Source organism: Vibrio sp. Sgm 5, from assembly GCF_026241575.1.
Lineage (GTDB): Bacteria > Pseudomonadota > Gammaproteobacteria > Enterobacterales > Vibrionaceae > Vibrio > Vibrio jasicida.
Window position 1 is genome coordinate 16719 of record NZ_JAPHPY010000020.1, and the last position, 19740, is coordinate 36458.

Here is a 19740-nt window from a genome sequence, read left to right on the forward strand (position 1 = left end):
TATCATTTACGATTTCAATGTTGGCTTTTATCCCCCTCGCAAATCAACATCATAAAAAGCTCACAGAACAAGCAGTTTCGGCGATCGAAACTGAGTTGCGCGATAATGTGCAGCAATTGCTCCCTTTGTTAGATGACAAGTACTTCCTTAAATCATGCGATGAACTAATTCATGACTTACGAACAAGCATCTTTAGCTTAGGAATGGCGAAAGATATCTCTACGTTCGATCAGAATGGCAATGCTCTATGTACCAGTAGTGAACGACATCCTTCTTTTCGTATCTATTCCAGCATATTGAATCGTTTGGGAGATAGCGACATACATGCTACGTTATCATTTACTCAAAGGGCACTTACCAACAATCAAGCCTTGATCCTTTTCTTCACTGAACAAAAAGATCGAGGTATCAGCGTCGTCTTTCCAAAACAAGTCTTGCAAATATTGGTTGCCGATATCTTCCGCTTTGGTGACATGCATTATCGTATCGACATCATTGATAGAACGGCGATAAACACCATCACTCAAAATGAACTTAGGCAAGAGCAAGCCACATCCAAACTATTACCATTTACCGTCTACTCAACAATAGGCTTTCCATTTTATTGGCAATACTTGGCAAGCAAACTCTGGATCGGACTATTAGGCATGGCTTGTGCTCTGGTCATACACCTATTTTTCTCATCAAAGAAGTTTGCCAAAAACAGTTTAGAATTCTCACTAACACAAGCTATAAAAGGCCGTAATTTGAGCGTGCACTACCAACCAATTGTCGATCAGCGAGATAGAACTGTAATTGGTGGAGAATCATTAGTCCGTTGGAACGATCCAGTACAAGGGTTTATCTCTCCGGGTATTTTTATTCCTTTGGCAGAGAAAGTCGGTTTGATAGACCAAATCACTTACTTGGTTTTAGACAATGCAATCACCATGATCAGCGAAAACAAAATCATGTTCAGTGAGCGCTATATCAGTGTAAACGTGAGTCGCTCTTTGATACTTCGAGGAGATTTTATTAATGAAGTCGAGTCTCGATTGAAGTATCACTATCTAGCTAGTGAACGTTTGGTGTTTGAAATTACCGAAGAGGCTATATTCAATGATGACGAATTCTTGACCTTGCGTGCACACTTGGACCGCCTATCAAGGCTCGGTATCCGAATTGCTGTTGATGATTTTGGTACCGGTTACTCAGGCTTAGATTTCATCACTCAGTACCCATTTGATATCATAAAAATCGATCGTGTCTTTGTGAACAACTTGAGTAACGGACATACCATCCAGCCTTTGCTCGAAGCCATTCATACTCTTTCGCAAACCTTAAATATGTCGGTCATAGTCGAAGGTGTGGAAGATCCTTCTCAACTGAGAGTGTTACATTCGCTTGGGTTCTATAACATTCAGGGGTTCTACTTTTCAAAGCCTATACCAAAACAAGACTTCCTTGAGTACGTACAATCAAGCCAGTCATCCCAATTGCAAAAACTTCAACCTGTATTTAACTGAAGCACAGACCATTAGAACTACACGGAACTTTGGTTAGGCGGAACTGCTCTACCACTTCCTGTTCCCGACCAGTGGTACAACGGCGCTTCTTTATTTACTAATGAATCAATTACGATTAATCAATTGTTGACCAGATTACTGGAAAGGCTCACTTGTTAATCAAGCACGTCGATTACGTTAACCATCTGATTTGATATTCTTTAAGTGCTTGGTTGATCACTATTTTTATCTGTAAATTGGTGAGGTTGTGCTCAAAAAATCTACCGTACTGTTTTTAGGATAGATAACGCTTCCCCCAACATCTAACCCAAAAACAGGTGATCCCTATGAAGAAAAATCTTTTCCGCCTCAGTGCGATAACACTTGGTTTGTGCTTCAGCTCTTTATCATTTGCTCAGTCGGATCTTCCGAATATAAAGATTCTTGCGACTGGTGGTACGATTGCTGGCGCTGGACAATCAGCCACTGAATCCAGCTACACAGCTGGTAAGGTCGGAGTAGATTCTCTGATCAACGCGGTGCCTAGCATGACAAAGATTGCAGATATATCTGGTGAGCAGGTTGTCAGTATCGGTTCTCAAGATATGAATGACGAGGTATGGTTGAAATTAGCGAAGCGCGTCAATGAATTGCTCGCGCAAGATGATGTCGACGGTATCGTCATTACTCATGGTACGGATACATTAGAAGAGACAGCCTACTTTCTTGACCTCACCGTAAAAAGCGACAAACCCGTCGTCATCGTTGGCGCGATGCGACCTTCTACCGCGATGAGCGCAGACGGCCCAGTGAACCTCTACAATGCCGTTGTGACCGCAACAGATGAAGACTCACAAGGCCGCGGCGTTTTAGTCGCAATGAACGACACCATATTTGATGCCCGTGATGTCACTAAGACCAACACCACTTCGGTCAGCACGTTCCAATCACCGAACTTTGGTCCACTTGGCTACATTCATAACAGCGACGCGAAATATCAAAGAAGTCCAGAGCGCAAACACACTACTGAAACCACTTTTGACGTATCTAAACTTGATAAACTGCCTCAAGTGGGCATTGTTTATAACTACGCCAACGCGTCTAATTTGCCAGTCAAAGCGTTAGTTGATGCGAAGTTTGATGGTATTGTCAGTGCTGGTGTGGGCAATGGGAACTTATACCATAGCGTGTTTGATGAGTTAGAAAAGGCGAGTAAAGATGGCATCATGGTTGTTCGCAGCTCTCGCACGCCTACTGGGTCTACTACCTTGGACGCAGAAATAGACGACGACAAATATGGCTTCGTTGCATCTGGTACATTGAACCCGCAGAAAGCTCGTATTTTATTGATGTTGTCTCTGACACAAACTAAAGATTATCAAGCCGTGCAAAAGATGTTTGAGTTTTACTGATCACCTAAGTAAAAGGTCAATAGAAGCATGACATAATCTGCAACCAATGAGGGGGCGAATACTATGCCTCCTCAAGGCTTACTCACTATCTCGTTGATATGAATTGCTCTCTGACATCAACGGAAATCTTTCATATATTGAGCAGGAGGTTTACCTAATAATTTTTTGAAAAAAGTGATGAACGCACTAACCGACTCAAAGCCTAAATCTTCGGAAATTCGCTGAACACTTTCTCCTTTCGACAGTTTTTGTATCGCGACAATCGCATGTAATTGCGCTCGCCATTGGCCAAACGTCATACTCAATTCTTGTTGAACCTACCTTGCTAAAGTGCGCTCGCTCATCGCCAATGATTTCGCCCATTGACCAATGTGTATTTGATTGTTCGGATCATCAATCATCCAATACGCTAATTTATTGAGTCTCGGCTCTCTCGGAATTGGAAAATCAAACCGCTCTGTCGGCATGCTAATAAGTTCATCGATTAAAACTTGAGCTAAACGCCCAACTCGTCCTGCTTCATCATAATCTTTCTCTTCGCTGGCAAGCTTTATGACTAACTCTCGCAATAAAGGAGAAACCGATAAGGTGCACGTTTTATTGGGTAAACCTTGAATAACCGGATCGACAAACAGCATGCAAATATCAGTATTTGCCGCAATATCATTATTGTGGGGAATGTGGCTCGGAATCCACACCGCGCAATGATTTGGCACCATCCAAATCGCATCTTCTATCTGACTCTTTACAAATCCGGTCAAAGGCATGATCAATTGCCCCTTGCGATGCTGATGGTAAGGCACTTCATCTTGCTCGATTTCATGCATCCGTAGCGCAACCACTTTTTGGTGATAGTCATCGGAGTCAAAGTAAGAGCTAGGAAGGGGGTTCGCCATACTTGTCTGTTTTTAGCAATAATGTGTCAATATCAATAAATTCAGATTCTAATCGAAGACGTACTATGACGCCACTATCTAGGAGGCGACATTATGTCACATAAAAATAAAGTAAAGCTCAATCATCCTCTGCTCCTGATTCTTGGCATTATGCTTATCGCGAGCACGCTAAGAGCACCAATCACCGGGGTTGGTCCCATTCTTGATTTCATCTCTAAAGACTTAGGACTTTCCCCCACTTTCGCTGGCTTTATTACAACCTTGCCTTTGATCGCCTTTGCAGTATTTTCTCCAGTGTCGTCAGGCGTTGCGCGTAAAGTAGGGCTAGAACCAGCATTGATGTTTGCGCTCGTGGTTATCTCTTTCGGGATTATCCTACGCTCACTTGGGGCAGTTACTATGCTTTACCTTGGCACTCTGTTGATTGGCATTGGCATTGCTTTTGGGAATGTACTTTTACCCAGCCTACTGAAAAGAGATTTTCCTCATAAGGTCACGACACTCACCTCTATGTATGTCTTGATGATGGGCGTCGCATCAACATTCAGTGCAAGCGCAGCGTATCCGATCATGGATTGGGCAACCAAATGGCATATTGACCAAATCCCACACTGGGGATTGTCATTAGCTAGCGTCTTGATTTTCCCAGTTCTTGCGATTGTGCTGTGGCTACCGCAAGTACACCAACATACTCGACCAACGGCAGATACCACCACATTGGAAGGCCATCATTACCTTTGGCGCACACTCGCAGCATGGCAGGTCACGGCTTACCTCGCGCTTAATTCTTTTATGATGTACATCTTCGTAAGCTGGTTACCAAGCATATTGCTTGAAAAAGGTTATTCAGAAAATGAAGCCGGCGTCTTACATGGGGTGCTTCAACTTGCCACTGCTGTTCCTGCTTTGGTTCTTATCCCTCTTATGGCCAGAATGAAAGACAAACGCGGTTTAAGCAGCATGATTTCAGCTTGTGCTGCATTGGGGCTTATCGGGTTAATGCTATTGCCTCAGCTTGCTGTGGTGTGGGTCATTGCGATCGGGTTTAGTCTTGGTGGCGGGTTTATTCTTAGCCTGTCTTTTGTTGGCTTACGCACGCACGACGCACACCAAGCGGCTGCGCTGTCCGGTATGGCGCAATGCGTCGGGTATTTATTTGCCGCCACCGGCCCGATGATTTTCGGCTTTTTGCATGAATCCTTTCATTCTTGGCAAGAGCCTTTGATTTTCCTATTTGCGATTTCCTTGGTATGGACTGGCATCGCTTTCATTGCAGGCAAACCACAAATGATCAAAACCCGTTAAGGCTCCCAGCTTACTTAGTATCAACGCTATGAATTGAGGCAAGATCTCCTTAAAAAGACACACCCATAAGAAAACAAGGTGCCGATATTGGCTATCGGCACCTTGTTAAGTTCTGTACTCAAGTAATATCCGGAAATGTCCTTAAAATAGGCGACGTTTCATTCCTGCTCTTTCTAATATACGCGTGGTGATTTCTTCCACCGACAGCGATGACGTGTTGATGTAAGGGATAGCTTCTCTTCTGAACAGCGCTTCTACTGTATCAAGCTCCAACTTACATTGCTCAGTGCTGGCGTATTCGCTGCCTGACAAGCGGTTCTCGCGGATTTCATTCAACCGTTCAGGGTTGATGGTTAAACCAAACAGCTTATGACGATGGATTTCAAACTCCGGTAATAAACGCATCATCTTGACGTCTTCGGCGATAAACGGGTAATTCACTACGCGCATACCAAATTGCATCGCCATGTATAGACTGGTGGGCGTTTTACCACTTCTCGACACACCCAGCAAAATAATATCGGCCTCTTCTAAGCCTTTTAAAGTGATGCCATCATCATGAGCAAGCGTGTATTCAATCGCAGCGATTCGGTCGAAATAAGTATCAGAATCTTTACCAACACTGCGTGAACGTTGCAGCTTTGGTTGTGGCTTCATTTGAATGTCGTCTCCTACTTTCTGCACAATGCTCTCTAACACGTCATAACAATTTGCAGGGGCCTTGCGAAGCAATTCACGAAGTTCTGGTACCACAATTGAGAAGAATACCAATGGTTTAACGCCTTCTCGCTGGTAGGAAATTTCAATTTCTTTAATAACATCGGCAACTTTGTCTGGCGTTTCGACAAAAGGAAAGGGTTTTTCATTAGCAATGAAAGGAAACTGACCCAGAACAACATGCCCTAATGTCTCACATGTTATGGCCGTTCCGTCAGAAACATAGAATACATCACGACTTTGGCTATTTATTTGCATTTTTGTTTATTTTTTCAAATTCATTTGAGTAGGATAGTTTACATAATATTAATAAATCAATTTGGCTTGCAATTACGTTCCCCACAGCTTTGAAAATTCCTTGAGAATTTTTTTAGCCAATACGTAATCGTTTGCCTTTAAGTCCCCCTACAATTGCTGCAATGTTTCTGGAGAAAGACATGCAAAAGAACACCCTCTGGTTCAATGGCCTATCCATGGATGATGTCGACAAAGTCGGCGGTAAGAATGCTTCACTTGGCGAAATGGTTTCTAACCTAGCCAATGTTGGCGTATCAGTACCAAACGGTTTTGCGACCACCTCTTATGCGTTTAATCAATTCCTAGACCACGAAGGTTTGGATGAGCGTATTCACCAACTACTTGATGAACTGGACGTTGAGGATGTAGAAGCCCTGCGTAAGACAGGTGCCACCATTCGTCAATGGGTATTAGAAGCCCCGTTCCCTGCGGATCTTGAACAAGACATCCGTGATAACTACAAAGAACTGACAGACAATCATCCTGAGATTTCTGTTGCCGTTCGCTCTTCTGCAACTGCAGAGGATCTACCGGATGCGTCATTTGCTGGTCAGCAAGAGACGTTCCTAAACGTAAAAGGCATTGATGCAGTACTAGAAGCAACCAAGCACGTTTACGCTTCTTTGTTCAATGACCGTGCTATTTCATACCGTGTACACCAAGGCTTTAACCACCGTGGCATTTCGCTATCGGCAGGTATTCAACGCATGGTGCGCTCGGACAAAGCCTCTTCTGGCGTTATGTTCACCCTAGATACGGAATCTGGCTTCGACCAAGTCGTATTCATCTCCTCTTCTTGGGGCTTGGGTGAAATGGTGGTTCAGGGTGCGGTTAACCCTGATGAATTCTACGTTCACAAGCCAATGCTAGAAGCGGGTCAACACCCTATCGTTAAGAAGACCTTTGGCTCTAAGCAGATCAAAATGATCTACTCAGACCGTCAAGAGATCGGCAAGCAAGTTGAGATCATCGATACTTCAATTGAAGAGCGCAACGCCTTCTCTCTGAATGATGAAGAGATCAAAGAGCTAGCCAAACAAGCGATGATCATCGAAAAGCACTACAAACGTCCTATGGATATTGAGTGGGCAAAAGATGGCATCGACGGCAAGCTTTACATCGTACAGGCACGCCCAGAGACAGTATGTTCTCAAAGCGAGCAAAACGTGATTGAGCGTTACGAGCTAAGCAACAAAGCAGACGTTTTGGTTGAAGGTCGTGCGATTGGTCAACGTATCGGCAAAGGCCCAGTGCGCTTAGTCGACTCTCTAGACCAAATGTCATTGGTGCAAGATGGTGATGTGCTGGTGACAGACATGACTGACCCAGATTGGGAACCAGTGATGAAGAAGGCGTCTGCGATTGTCACTAACCGTGGCGGCCGTACTTGCCACGCAGCGATCATCGCACGTGAGCTTGGTATTCCGGCTATCGTTGGTTGTGGTGATGCCACCAGCAAACTGACGGACGGCGAGACCGTAACAGTGTCTTGTGCAGAAGGTGAAACGGGCTACGTTTACCAAGGCGAGCTGGATTTCGAAATCAAACGCTCTGCGGTCGATGAGCTTCCGCTGCTTCCAACCAAAGTCATGATGAACGTGGGTAACCCAGACCGTGCATTCGACTTCGCTCAAATTCCAAACGAAGGTGTGGGTCTTGCGCGTCTTGAATTCATCATCAACAAGATGATTGGTATTCACCCGAAAGCGTTGCTGAACTTCGATGCGCAGAGTGATGAGCTAAAAGCTGAAATCACTGAGCGTATTCGTGGCTACAAAGATCCAATCGATTTCTACGTTAGCAAGCTAACCGAAGGCATCGCGACTATCGCGTCTGCATTCTGGCCAAAACGCGTGATCGTTCGTATGTCTGATTTCAAATCGAACGAGTACAGCAACTTGGTGGGCGGTAAAGGTTACGAACCACATGAAGAGAACCCTATGCTGGGCTTCCGTGGTGCGTCTCGCTACATTTCTCCAGTGTTTGAAGACTGTTTCGAGCTAGAAACTCAAGCAATCAAACGCGTTCGTAACGAGATGGGTCTGAAGAACGTTGAAATCATGATCCCATTCGTACGTACACCAAGCGAAGCGGCATCGGTTATCGACCTACTAGCTAAGTTCGACCTACGCCGCGGCGACCAAGGTTTGAAAGTCATCATGATGTGTGAGCTACCGTCAAACGCAGTGCTTGCTGAAGAGTTCTTGAAGTACTTCGATGGTTTCTCTATCGGTTCAAACGACATGACTCAGCTTACGCTTGGTCTTGACCGTGACTCTGGCGACGTTGCTCACCTATTCGATGAACGCAACCCAGCAGTGAAAGCCATGCTGCAAATGGCCATTGATGCGGCAACCAAAGCAGGCAAATACGTCGGTATCTGTGGCCAAGGCCCATCAGACCACGATGACCTAGCGGAATGGTTGATGGAACAAGGCATCAGCTCTGTGTCATTGAACCCAGATACGGTTATCGATACTTGGTTGAAGCTAGGTAAAGTGAGCAAGTAATACGCTCCTTTCCAACTCGCAATGCAAAGCCCTCAAGCCTCGGTTTGAGGGCTTTTTCTTTGTCTATCATGTCAAAGCTCTGTGAGTTCGTGACGATAATCCCAACCTAAACGGCGTGCTAATTTTCCCTCTGAGAATTTTCACCTAGAATGAAAGAATCTGATTTCATAAAAGAATGGACCTATGAAAAAGCCACTTGCACTTGTTACCGCTTTAACGCTACTCGCCTCTCCGGCTTACGCAGATTGGGACGACATTTCTAACAGTCTCTCAGACCTTGGTGACGCCGTCTCTGATACTGCAAAAGACACTTGGGATGACACCAAGGCGTTCTCAAAACAAGCTTGGCAAGATTTCACTAACTGGTCTGAAGATGCGATCAACACTGCGGGTGAATGGACTGATGCCAGTATTGAGACCAGTAAAAAGTGGATCGACGATGCCGATAAGAAAATCGATGAATTGATGGAAGGTGATACGCCAGAAGAAGCGCGCCAAGCAATTGATTTAATGGCGGATAGCACTCTGCTAAAGCTCTTCAATGAGAAACCAGAAGCGAAAGATCTTTACGATAAAGCTTACGGTTATGCGGTGTTTGATTCTCGCAAACTGTCGCTGATGTTCCATACCAACTCCGGCTCTGGTGTTGCAGTGAACAAGTCGACGGACAAGCGCACTTACATGAATATGTTTGGTGCGGGTGTTGCCCTTGGTGTTGGCGGTAAGTTCTACCAACAAGTGGTGTTGTTCGAACATGAAAAAGATTTCAACACCTTTGTCGAAGAAGGTTGGGAAGCATCAAGCGAAGCCTCTTTAGTTGCGGGTGAGGACGGCGAAGAAATGACAGCGCAATTCAACAGCGGCGTGGCGGTATATCAGCTCAACACCACAGGCTTGTTGGTTGATGCGAACGTTTCTGGCTCAAAATACTGGGTGAATAAAGAGCTGACCGATTCGCAGTAATCTCAAGAACGCATCGATTTATTTAAGGGGAGCACAGGGCTCCCTTTTTGATCACTTTGGGATCACGGTCTGTTGCGTTATGCTTATCTCAACCTTTATCGCACGCTCGAATTCCCATGCCTAACGACGCATTCAACACTCAACTTGCAGAAACAATATCTGCTCTTAATTCACCAAGCTTTACGCCTAAACTGATGCGCGTTATTGCTTCGTTATTGAGTTTTGATTGTGCGGTGATCTTCGGCTACCGCGAAGGTAAACACCCTATCTATCTGTATGATTCAATTGAAAATGAACGCGAGCTTTTGTTCCAGCGTTATCTCACTACCTCTTTTCAAAACGACCCGTTTTACCAGAAGCTTAACGCCAACAAAGAGCAAGGCATCTTTACGCTCAAAGATGTGGTAAGCAAAGACGTCGCGCGTAACGATCTCGATTACCAAGCCTACTGTCAGCAGTTTTACCATCAAACGGGCTGGAAGGACGAGCTCAGCATGCTGATCGAAATCGAGCCGGCACGTTGGGTGATGCTCTACTTCGGTTTTATGCAAGACGACAAACGCTTCACCAAACCTCAAGTCACCAAGCTCAAATCTTACTTCGCGATTATTCAGTCTTTATGCCAACAACACTGGAAACAAACCGAGTTTACACTCGCCGAACCAGTCTTCAGTTCTAACGCTTATTCAGGACAAATGCGTGCCGCGATTGAATCCGCATTGGCATCGTTTGGCCAAACCGTCCTCACTAATCGAGAACAAGAAATCGCGGCATTGATCGCGCAAGGCTATGACAGCAAAGAGATAGCAACGCAGCTAGATGTGGCAGAAGGCACAGTTAAGAATCACCGTAAACGCATCTACGCACAACTGAATGTGGCGTCTTTAAGCGAGTTCTTTCAGTTGTTTCTCAACCACCTGATCACTCAATCAAGATAACAAACTGTCCCTTTAGGGATATATCTCGATTCCGCATCGCCTTTTAATCTGAATACAACCAAACCAGATAAAGATAAGACGATGACACTGATTGAAGATTTACAAGCTCGCGGTTTGATTGCCCAAGCGAGCGATTTAAACCAAGTTCAACAACTGCTATCTGAGCCACAAACCTTGTACTGCGGTTTCGATCCAACCGCAGGTAGCTTGCACATTGGCCACCTTGTGCCACTGATTATGCTCAAACGTTTTCAAGATGCAGGACACCAAGCCATTGCTCTGATTGGTGGTGCGACCGGTATGATTGGCGACCCAAGCTTTAAAGCCACTGAGCGAAGCTTAAACTCAGAAGAGATCGTAACGGGTTGGGTACAAGATCTGTCGAATCAAATTCAACAGTTGATGAGTAACCAAGTCAGCAAGCCAATGATCATGGTAAACAATGCGGATTGGGTGAAGCAGATTAACGTGATCGACTTCTTCCGCGACGTAGGTAAGCATTTCTCCGTGAATACCATGATCAGCCGTGAGTCGGTGAAGCAACGCTTACAACGTCCAGATCAAGGCATCTCATTTACCGAGTTCAGTTACGCACTGCTGCAATCTTACGACTTCGCAGAACTAAACCGTCAGTACGGCTGCCGCCTACAAATCGGTGGTAACGACCAGTGGGGCAACATTGTTAGCGGTATTGACCTTACTCGCCGTCAAAATGGTGAACAAGTATTTGGCTTAACCTTACCTTTGATCACCAAGTCTGACGGCACCAAGTTTGGTAAAACCGAAGGTGGCGCTGTGTGGTTAGATCCAAGTAAGACCTCGCCTTACGCTTTCTACCAATTCTGGTTATCCGCGGAAGATGCCGATGTTTACCACTTCCTGCGCTACTACACCTTCTTGAGTTGCGATGAGATTGCAGCGATTGAAACACAAGACAAAGAGAGCAAAGGCAAACCGCAAGCACAGCGTATCTTAGCAGAGCAAATGACGCGTTTTGTCCACGGAGAAGAAGGCTTAGCAAGTGCTGAGCGAATCACTCAAGCGCTATTTAGTGGCAATGTACAACAACTAAGTTTGAGCGAGCTAAAACAGTTGGAGCTCGATGGCTTACCGAGTATGCAAAGTGCTGAGCAAGACTTGGTAGAACTACTGGTTGAATCGGGCTTAGCCAACTCAAAGCGTATTGCTCGTGAACTGATTGGCAACAATGCCATTAGTGTGAACGGCGAGAAAGTGGATGCAGAAAACCCAAGTTTGAACTTCCCGTTGTTCGATCAATACTGGTTGCTTCAACGCGGTAAAAAGCATTTCTACTTGGTGAAACGCATCGAGGGTTAACGGTTCCCATCTAACGACCTCCGACCTAGCTAGACCAACTAAAACGCGAGCCACTGTGCTCGCGTTTTTGTTTCCCTATTTTGTGAAGCCAAAAGCTAACTTTAGAGTGAATGCCCGTTATAGTGTTGTTCTTCAAACACAACAAAATATAACAACAGCACAAAATCATGATCAGACACATTCTACTCATCAAATTTAAAGCATCTGCCACCAGCGACAAAATCCAACAACTTCGAGCGCTATTCGAAGCCATGCCTACTAAGGTGGAGGGCGTCACCGACGTTGAATGGGGCTTAAACAACAGCCCAGAAGGAAAGAACAAAGACTACACACACGCCGTGATGATGACGTTTGCCGATGAAGCGGGTCGTCAGAACTACCTACCTCACCCAGAGCACGATGCATTGAAAGAGGTATTTAGACCACTGCTTGAAGACATCATCGTGTTTGATTACGAAATCTGAATCTCTCAGGTAAGTATCCGTACAAATAAAAAGCCACCACGACAATTCTCATCATGGTGGCTTTTAGGGTTACTTCACGTGTTTAAAGTTTGGCAGAATCGTTTCTGGTTTCTGCTCAACAAACGCCTTGCTTGGTGAGTAAGCTCGGAAATACACAAACCAGTTTTCATCTGGTCGAGTTTGTACCCAGTTTGCTTCATTCACACCTTCTGGCTTAGTTGGTGAGAAGTGGAACGTGTAGTTCCCGTCTGCGTCTTTCACTGTGCCCGGAACGTTTGAGCCCACATCCGCACGTTGAATATCGTTATCGATGATGGCACGGTTTTCCACGTTGTACACCGTAATGGTCCAGAACAAATCGGCGTAGTTCACATCGCCATCTAATGTCAGCGTGTAGTGATTGCTACCATTTAGGCCATAGCCTTCGCCGTCACGATAGTTATCAAGGTATATCTGACCCCAGCCACCGTTTTCAAAACCATGCATCGCAATATCATTCGTAACCGCTTCATAAAACCATGCCGCGCGACCATCGAGATCCATGCCATAAGCGCGATCTTGGTTTGGTGTTGATGCTGTTGCGACTTCCCAACGGTTCCCTTCAGGCCCATATTCCGATTGATGTAAACGACCCGTTTTGTTGAAGTCGATATTCTTAGTCATGGCCTCACCAAGCACTACCGCTTCTTTCATGATCTTCACTTGCTCGGCATTTGGCTCGAAAGGTTTACCCTTCTCAATACCCAATGGACGCAACATGTCATGCATCATGCGATCGCGTTCTGCAACAGGTTCTGTTTGAATGGCTTCGTTGAGCACTTGCCAAAACTCCATACCACGTGGGTGTTTCGCATCGAGACCTTTTTTCGGGAAGTTAACACCTCGATCGCTGAGTGGTTTGCCATCCAGATGCGTGATAGACATCGACTCCAAGTCCGTCATGCGCTGTTTCTCGGTTTTCGCCATTAAACGCACACCAAAGAAGACATAGTTGGTATCCGATTCAAGTACCACCGCACCTTTTGGTAGGTTCTTTGGTGTTTCGCTGCCCTTGGCTTTTATGACGTATGTGCCTGGTTTGGTCATTTGTGCAATGCCAATCTGCCACATGGTATGCACCGCACCACGCAGTTCATCGGTCGGGATGTTCACCACAACGGGCTCTTTCTCTACGTTAAACCATGTAATCGCGTAGGGTGTTGAGGTGTTGTAAGTTAAGCCACCCAATTTAGATTGATGGGATGCCACATAAGTGATTTGGCCATCTTCTGAGCCCATTTTTTCATACGCCGCCTTCCACGCGTAGTTAGACGTCAGCGGAATAGACCAAATGTAAGCTTGTGTCGCGCGCTGAAAATCCATCAGATTAAACAGTTTCTTTGAGCTTTCCTCTGTTGGAATGCCATTGAGCACACTGGTTTCAAAAGCAAAATCACCAGAGCGGGTGTGCATGTTCTCAATCTTGATGTTGTTGTCTGCGTATGCGCTGCTGGTTAAAGCGGCAAATATCAAACCAGAGATAAGGGTTTTCGTTACTTTTTTCATGTCTATTCTCTACTCGTCGTTTCAGGCGGTATCGGGAGGATGAAGTTGAAATCAGTCATTTCTTGACCAACTCAATGTGGCGCAGTATAAAAACAAGCCAAGACTGAAAGTTGACATTTTGAGAATATTTGAGTGAAAAACGAATATCGATTGAGTGCGTTATATCTCTCTGCTTTTCCTAGATTGTGCAGACGATATGGTGTGGAGCCTCAAACCTTAACCTCAAAGCTCAACATTCAAATCTCAACCTTACACGATGAAAACCAAGAACTTAGCCATCAGCAATTTGCAGAACTGCTGAACTTGGCCGCCAAAGAGACTAAAGACCCGCTGTTCGCCCTAGAGCTCAGTACCTTGATTGACTACCAGTCTTTGGACATCGCTATGTTGCTGATTGCCAGTCAGGAATCTCTCGCAAACATCTATCCGGTTTTGTTTGGTCTATACAGCTATCAACAGCGCGCTTCTCGCCATCAACTTGATATTCGTGAAGACATTGCTCGCCACTTTACCCAGTTCTTATTCCAACCCAATGTCGATACAAGCCAACACGCTTTGCTTTCCATCGGAGGCATTATTACAACGTTCAAGATGGTATTGGGCGAACGGTTGAAGTTGCATCAAGTCCATTTTAAAGCGCGCTACCAAGGTGAATCAGGAGCACAGCAGCAAACACAGATAGAACGTCTTGAACGTTTCTTTGGATGCAAAGTGATATTGGGTAGTCAGTTCGACGGTTTTGAGTTCCCCAAAGCCCTACTCGCAGAAAAGCCCGATTTGGAGATGACCATCACCAATCAAATGCGACGCAAAGTCTCTCACGGTCTTCAACATCACAACACGCTATTAGAAATCACCACCAACTCGATTCTGCTATTGCTTCCTCTCGGTGATATCAGCAAAACCTTGGTCAGCAAAATGCTCGGCATCCACCCGAGAACATTGCAGAACTTGTTGAACAAAAATAACCTCACCTACCGAGATATCGTGAATTCAGTTCGCGACACCGAGAGCAAGAAACTGCTCACCAACAGCGAATATCCAATCCGCACTATTGCTGACATGCTTTGCTACGCTTCTGCCGATTCTTTTATTCGCCAGTTCAAACGCACCAATGGCATCACACCTTTGCAATATCGAAAACAGCATTGCGTGTGACAGCTAGCAATCCAAGCTTGCAATTCGATTTGGTTATTATCTAAATTACATCAATTCATTTCTGTCATCACAATCATATCGATAAAGTGAGGTCATCTCTTAATGACGACCTCAAGGTAAGCGACATGAAAAAGACCATCTTAGCGACTCTTATTGCCATCACCTCTATGCAGACCATGGCAGCCGTTAAAGTGACCGACGAAAACTTCGCCCGCGCAGAAACTGATCTGTACTTCACTCAACAACTAGAGCGCCAACCAATCAATGTGTTTGACCACAACCGAGACAGCGTCACCGTTGATAATCAGATGATCATTCGCTCAAACACCGACTTGCTCTACTCGACAGCCGTGGTCGATGTGTCGAAAGGGGCCACTTTCCGTTTAGCGAAAGGTGATGCTTACCAAATCATGCATTTCTTCAACAACAATCACGACAACCATATGGCCATTTACGGTGGTGACGAGATCTACATTGATTCGAAAATTGCAGGCTCGGATTACATTTACATCCTAATGCGTACCGCTACGACAGCAGGCATGGAAGAGGCACATCGCTTACAAGATGCCGCCGTGATTGATGCAAAATCCGCAAAACCATTTAAGCCAGCGCAAGATTGGGACAGCGCCTCTCGCGACGCGGTGCGTGCTAAATGGGAGAAGCAAGTCAACACGATTAAGACAGAAGAAGCCTTCACTACTGGCATTACTGCAACGCCAGATAACAAGCAATTTATGATTGGTACCGCTGTGGGCTGGGCTGGCTTACCAGCAGAGTACGCGGTGTACTCTTCACGAGCTGGTACTGGCAAAGTTGAGTGTGCTGACATCACCTTCGACAAACCGTCACTAAGCTATGAAAAAGGCGGTGACTGGTCTATCACCGCATACTCAGGCAAAGGCTGGTTGATGACGGATAACAACAGCGCAGACTCAACCTCCGCTGTACCAAACAAAGATGGCTCTTACACCATTCACTTCGCACCGAAAGGCGAGACTTGTGGTGCCGCGAATAACGTGATTGAAGTGAACGATGCGGGCTGGAATTTCGCGCTGCGCGCTTATCGTCCAAGTGACAAAGCCAAAGCGATTGAGGAAATGCACAACTTCCCGAACGTGACGGCAAAATAACGCAGAACAGGCTTAATCTCTTCAGACCAAGCCTCTGAGAACACACCTCTAAGAACAAGCCTCTCGATGGAGAGGCTTATTGTTTTTCTTGGATGATAGCTTGGGAAGTAGTGATGATTTTTCGTTTGAGCCACTGATGCATCGGATGCATGCGCTTATTGTGTGATTCCACCAGCACAATATTTTTAAGCTCATCTGGGGTGTGATTCGGGAAAGAGACGTACTCAAACTCACCGCACAGATAATGAGCAAGCTGTCGAGAGCAAGGCAAGATGATCTCACTCTGCTTAACCACATCGAGCAAGGTATGCAAATAGGAGCTTCGTGCTTTTACTTTCAACACTTCACTTGAAAGGTGCTTAGCAATAAAGGGCTGAGTATCATTCCAACCCGGCACCACCAAACTGGCGTATTCTGCTTGATTGATTTCAGCTTGAGACAAGGTCTTTCCTGCCAAAGGGTGGTTGATTTTCACTAACCCAACAAAATCATCTTCACCAATCACTTGGTGGGTAAATTGCTTATTGGTGTCGATCGGCGAGTAATTGATGGCCGCTTGAATTTCGCCATCGAGCAACTTTTTGAGTGTTTGAGAGCCCCAATTCACTATGTTTACTTGTGCGTTTGGTGCCTCTTCAATCACCGCGAGACACAAACGTGCACCGAGCCAATTGGAGATAAAGCCATTAATCGCAATGGTAATGTTGCCTCGGTAGTCGGCAGGTTCAAACGTTGGCGAATCTAGAATCACCTCATCCAAACTCTCCATGATCATCGGCAGCTTGTCACCCAGCTCAAGTGCACGAGGCGTTGGCTTTAAGCCAGAGTGAACACGAGTAAACAGCTCATCATCAAAGTAATCACGCAGCCTTCCCAACGCTTTGCTGACTGCGGGTTGGCTCAACGCTAATTGGTCACCTGCAATGCGCGTGTTCTTGGTTTCAAGTAACACCAGAAAGATCCGAAGTAAGTTGAGATCCAGTTGCTTCATCGTGATTCGTTCCCTAATACAATCCTGTTTAATATCGGCTATTCATTCCGAATCGGTGCGACATATCATCGTCCATACGACCGCCTTTCCAACCGCCCGAGCCAAGCAAATTCAGAACATCTTGTGCGGTGTAATCACCACCATCGAAAAAGTCATTCGAGACATCGGCACGCAAGGAAGTAAGCTCAGCTCTAACTTCTGCACTTAGTTCTTGAGGATCGGCATACAGAGCCAAAGCGATCTGTTGTTGGCGCTTGCTCAACTCGCTTGTACTGTTTTGCACTTGTCCGATAGAGAAATACTCGCGACTTCCATAGCCCTTAATCAATCTGACAGAAAGCAACTTAATGACCTTCTTGATTCGACGACGTTGAATGACTCTCAGCACATTAATTCCCTATTTCTCTTTTCAAAAAAGTATCGGTTATCAAAAGTCACGTTATATTTTGTGCATAACGTTATGATGCTTTAGAGTGTCACGGTTTAGTACAGTGTTCAATAAGCATGGAGCGCCAGTGTGAAAATCGACGATCTTAAACTCTTCATTAAAGTGGTCGAGCTAGGAAGCTTTACCGCCGCAGCAAACGCATTGGATCTGCCGCGCGCGAATGTGAGTCGACGAATTGGCGAATTAGAGCAATCTTTAGGTGCTCAGTTATTCCATCGCACCACACGCAGTTTATCACTCACCAATAATGGCGAAGCCTACTACGAGAACCTGCAAAAAGCGCTGACGATGCTCGATTCGGCGAACGAACAAGTCAGCAATGACACCAATGACGTTCGCGGCCGCATCAAACTCGGGTTACTGCCAGAAACCGACGAACTGGTTCGCCCAATTCTGTTTAACTTCCACGATAAATACCCACACGTTGAGTTAGATATTCGCAACATCAACAATGGCTTTAGTGACATGTTCCAACAGGGCTTGGACATCGCTTTTCATGGTGGTGCTCTATTTGATTCCGACATCGTTGCCCGTAAGCTTTTGACACTCGACCGTTGTTTAGTCGCTTCTCCCAATTACCTTGAAACACACGGCATGCCAGAGAACCTAGAACAATTGAAGGAGCACCAGTGTGTCTGTTTTCGCTGGCCAAATGGCGAGGTAGACAATGTATGGCACTTCCAAGAGCAAAGTGTACAGCTGCATCCGAAGCTTATTTCCAACAACATTGGCTTTATTAAAAACGCGACGATTTTAGATCGCGGCATCACCTTTATGCCTAAGCTACTGGTGAAGCGTGAGTTGGAATCCGGCAGTTTGGTGCAGCTATTGTCACAATATTCTGTCACTGAAGAATCAGGTTGGTTGCTTTACCCTCAGCCTAAGACATTGAGTCAGGCGAGCCGACTACTTATTGACCACCTCATTAAAGAAATTCCAAAACTCGTTTAGCTGAATACATTGTCTCGTTTTTTGAGACAGTGAGTCTCATTGTTGGGTGATTATCTGAACACTGTACAATTGTATGATGGCACCAAAATTATGGAGCCATCATATGAATCGTCTATTCAAAACTACTGCATTAGGTGCCGCGACATTGGCACTGTTTGGCTGCAATCAAAGCCAAAACACGTTCACCGAACCAGAGTCCCCTCGCCCAATTCAAGTTGTTGAAGTCACGGGTGAAAACACGGCATTGAACAAATCGTTTAGTGGCATTGTTCAAGCAAAAGAGACCGCATCTCTTTCTTTTCGCGTTCCTGGCACGGTTGACCGCGTTTTGGTGAAGAAAGGCGATCATGTCGAGAAAGGACAGATCATTGCTACGCTTGATCCTCACGATTACCAAGTTTCTTTGGAAGAACTTCAAGCACGTATGCTGGAAGCAAAGTCTGCACATAAACTGGCGAAGGCTGAGCTAAAACGCGTTAAGCAAGCCACCGATGATGACGCGATTGCCAGTGTGAATTTGGATCGAGCCATCAGCGGATATGAGCGTAGTTTGTCTGCGATTAAAGTGGTGGAGAAGAATATTCAACGCGCGGAAGATGCGTTGGCTTACACCACGCTGCGTGCGCCATTTTCCGGCAGCATTGGTGAGGTAAGAATCGACGCATTCGAGCAGACATTGCCGGGCGTAAGCGTCGCCACTCTTCAACAAGATGGTCAATGGGAAGTGGATATCGATGTGCCTGAGAACATGATTCGTCAGTTTGATCTTGGGCAAACAGCGGCACTGTCATGGTATGGTTCAGAGCAAACATACCGTGCGAACGTCGCTGAAATCGCGCCTAAAAAGCATCTCATCAAACAAACTTACCCTGTCACTCTAGCTATCGATTCAATTTCTAACGAGCTGTTCAATGGCAAAGCCGTTACGGTCACAACCTCATTTCAGCCAAATAAATCCAGTCATTGCTTCCCCTATTCTGCGATTTTAGGTGAAAAGAAAACGCTACATGTCAATGTCGTTCGTGACGCTATCGTACATACCGAACCAGTGAGTTTACAGTCCATCGACTCTCATCAAGCATGTGTTTCTGGCGCTTTCCACCAAGGCGACTATGTGGTCATCAGCGGCACTCATTATTTGCAAGCTGGCGACAACACGCCGAACTTAACCATCAAAACGCTATAGGTTCAAA

General features: G+C 45.6%; 16 protein-coding genes and 1 pseudogene. 12 read left to right on the top strand and 5 right to left on the bottom strand.

Translation table 11 applies throughout. The annotated features are described in order from the left end of the window. Positions 1-17 precede the first annotated feature (17 nt). A complete protein-coding gene (locus OQJ86_RS12715; protein ID WP_265988019.1) occupies positions 18-1505 on the top strand; it encodes an EAL domain-containing protein in 1488 nt (495 codons plus the stop codon). 326 nt (positions 1506-1831) lie between these two features. After that, positions 1832-2896: an L-asparaginase 2 gene (ansB, locus tag OQJ86_RS12720; RefSeq protein ID WP_038865054.1), complete on the top strand. Its 1065-nt coding sequence runs from the start codon at positions 1832-1834 to the stop codon at positions 2894-2896. Between the two features lie 116 nt (positions 2897-3012). Here ansB and OQJ86_RS12725 read toward each other — a convergent pair. After that, positions 3013-3792 (bottom strand): annotated as a pseudogene (locus OQJ86_RS12725) (AraC family transcriptional regulator). 93 nt (positions 3793-3885) lie between these two features. On the opposite strand from OQJ86_RS12725, the gene OQJ86_RS12730 reads away from it, so the two are divergent. After that, complete coding sequence (locus OQJ86_RS12730; protein ID WP_045483720.1) at positions 3886-5097, top strand: MFS transporter; 1212 nt, start codon at positions 3886-3888, stop codon at positions 5095-5097. Between the two features lie 141 nt (positions 5098-5238). On the opposite strand, the gene OQJ86_RS12735 is transcribed toward OQJ86_RS12730, so the two are convergent. Continuing rightward, positions 5239-6072 carry a pyruvate, water dikinase regulatory protein gene (locus tag OQJ86_RS12735; protein ID WP_265987983.1) on the bottom strand — a complete coding sequence of 278 codons (834 nt, stop codon included), beginning with the start codon at positions 6070-6072 and terminating at the stop codon, positions 5239-5241. 179 nt (positions 6073-6251) lie between these two features. Here OQJ86_RS12735 and ppsA point away from each other — a divergent pair, with 179 nt between their 5' ends. The 5 genes from ppsA (at position 6252) to OQJ86_RS12760 (ending at position 12324) form a co-directional block, all read left to right on the top strand. Further along, on the top strand, positions 6252-8621 hold the full coding sequence (gene ppsA / locus OQJ86_RS12740) for a phosphoenolpyruvate synthase (protein WP_265987984.1): 2370 nt from the start codon (positions 6252-6254) through the stop codon (positions 8619-8621). A gap of 183 nt (positions 8622-8804) precedes the next feature. Further along, complete coding sequence (locus OQJ86_RS12745; protein ID WP_039975510.1) at positions 8805-9584, top strand: lipoprotein; 780 nt, start codon at positions 8805-8807, stop codon at positions 9582-9584. 116 nt (positions 9585-9700) lie between these two features. Then, positions 9701-10522, top strand: coding sequence for a helix-turn-helix domain-containing protein (locus OQJ86_RS12750; protein ID WP_237303918.1), 822 nt, complete (start codon positions 9701-9703; stop codon positions 10520-10522). 81 nt (positions 10523-10603) lie between these two features. Beyond that, the gene (tyrS, locus tag OQJ86_RS12755; RefSeq protein WP_265987985.1) at positions 10604-11860 is read left to right on the top strand and encodes a tyrosine--tRNA ligase; all 1257 of its coding nucleotides are present in this window, start codon (positions 10604-10606) and stop codon (positions 11858-11860) included. 167 nt (positions 11861-12027) lie between these two features. Beyond that, positions 12028-12324 (top strand): Dabb family protein, encoded by a 297-nt coding sequence (locus OQJ86_RS12760; RefSeq protein ID WP_061007561.1) that lies wholly within the window; start codon positions 12028-12030, stop codon positions 12322-12324. A gap of 69 nt (positions 12325-12393) precedes the next feature. Here OQJ86_RS12760 and OQJ86_RS12765 read toward each other — a convergent pair whose 3' ends face one another. Continuing rightward, positions 12394-13869, bottom strand: a complete 1476-nt coding sequence (locus tag OQJ86_RS12765; RefSeq protein ID WP_041056638.1) for a DUF1214 domain-containing protein — start codon at positions 13867-13869, stop codon at positions 12394-12396. Between the two features lie 201 nt (positions 13870-14070). Here OQJ86_RS12765 and OQJ86_RS12770 point away from each other — a divergent pair, with 201 nt between their 5' ends. Together OQJ86_RS12770 and OQJ86_RS12775 are read left to right on the top strand one after the other, a co-directional pair. Then, positions 14071-15027: an AraC family transcriptional regulator gene (locus OQJ86_RS12770; RefSeq protein WP_265987986.1), complete on the top strand. Its 957-nt coding sequence runs from the start codon at positions 14071-14073 to the stop codon at positions 15025-15027. Between the two features lie 125 nt (positions 15028-15152). Further along, a complete protein-coding gene (locus OQJ86_RS12775; RefSeq protein WP_265987987.1) occupies positions 15153-16157 on the top strand; it encodes a DUF1214 domain-containing protein in 1005 nt (334 codons plus the stop codon). A 76-nt stretch (positions 16158-16233) separates the two neighbouring features. Here OQJ86_RS12775 and OQJ86_RS12780 read toward each other — a convergent pair whose 3' ends face one another. Then, on the bottom strand, positions 16234-17148 hold the full coding sequence (locus OQJ86_RS12780) for a LysR family transcriptional regulator (protein ID WP_265987988.1): 915 nt from the start codon (positions 17146-17148) through the stop codon (positions 16234-16236). Between the two features lie 28 nt (positions 17149-17176). After that, complete coding sequence (locus OQJ86_RS12785) at positions 17177-17536, bottom strand: DUF6559 family protein (protein WP_265987990.1); 360 nt, start codon at positions 17534-17536, stop codon at positions 17177-17179. 129 nt (positions 17537-17665) lie between these two features. Here OQJ86_RS12785 and OQJ86_RS12790 point away from each other — a divergent pair, with 129 nt between their 5' ends. Continuing rightward, the gene (locus OQJ86_RS12790; protein ID WP_039975520.1) at positions 17666-18547 is read left to right on the top strand and encodes a LysR family transcriptional regulator; all 882 of its coding nucleotides are present in this window, start codon (positions 17666-17668) and stop codon (positions 18545-18547) included. Between the two features lie 103 nt (positions 18548-18650). Further along, a complete protein-coding gene (locus OQJ86_RS12795; RefSeq protein WP_265987991.1) occupies positions 18651-19733 on the top strand; it encodes an efflux RND transporter periplasmic adaptor subunit in 1083 nt (360 codons plus the stop codon). The last annotated feature ends 7 nt before the right edge of the window (positions 19734-19740 follow it).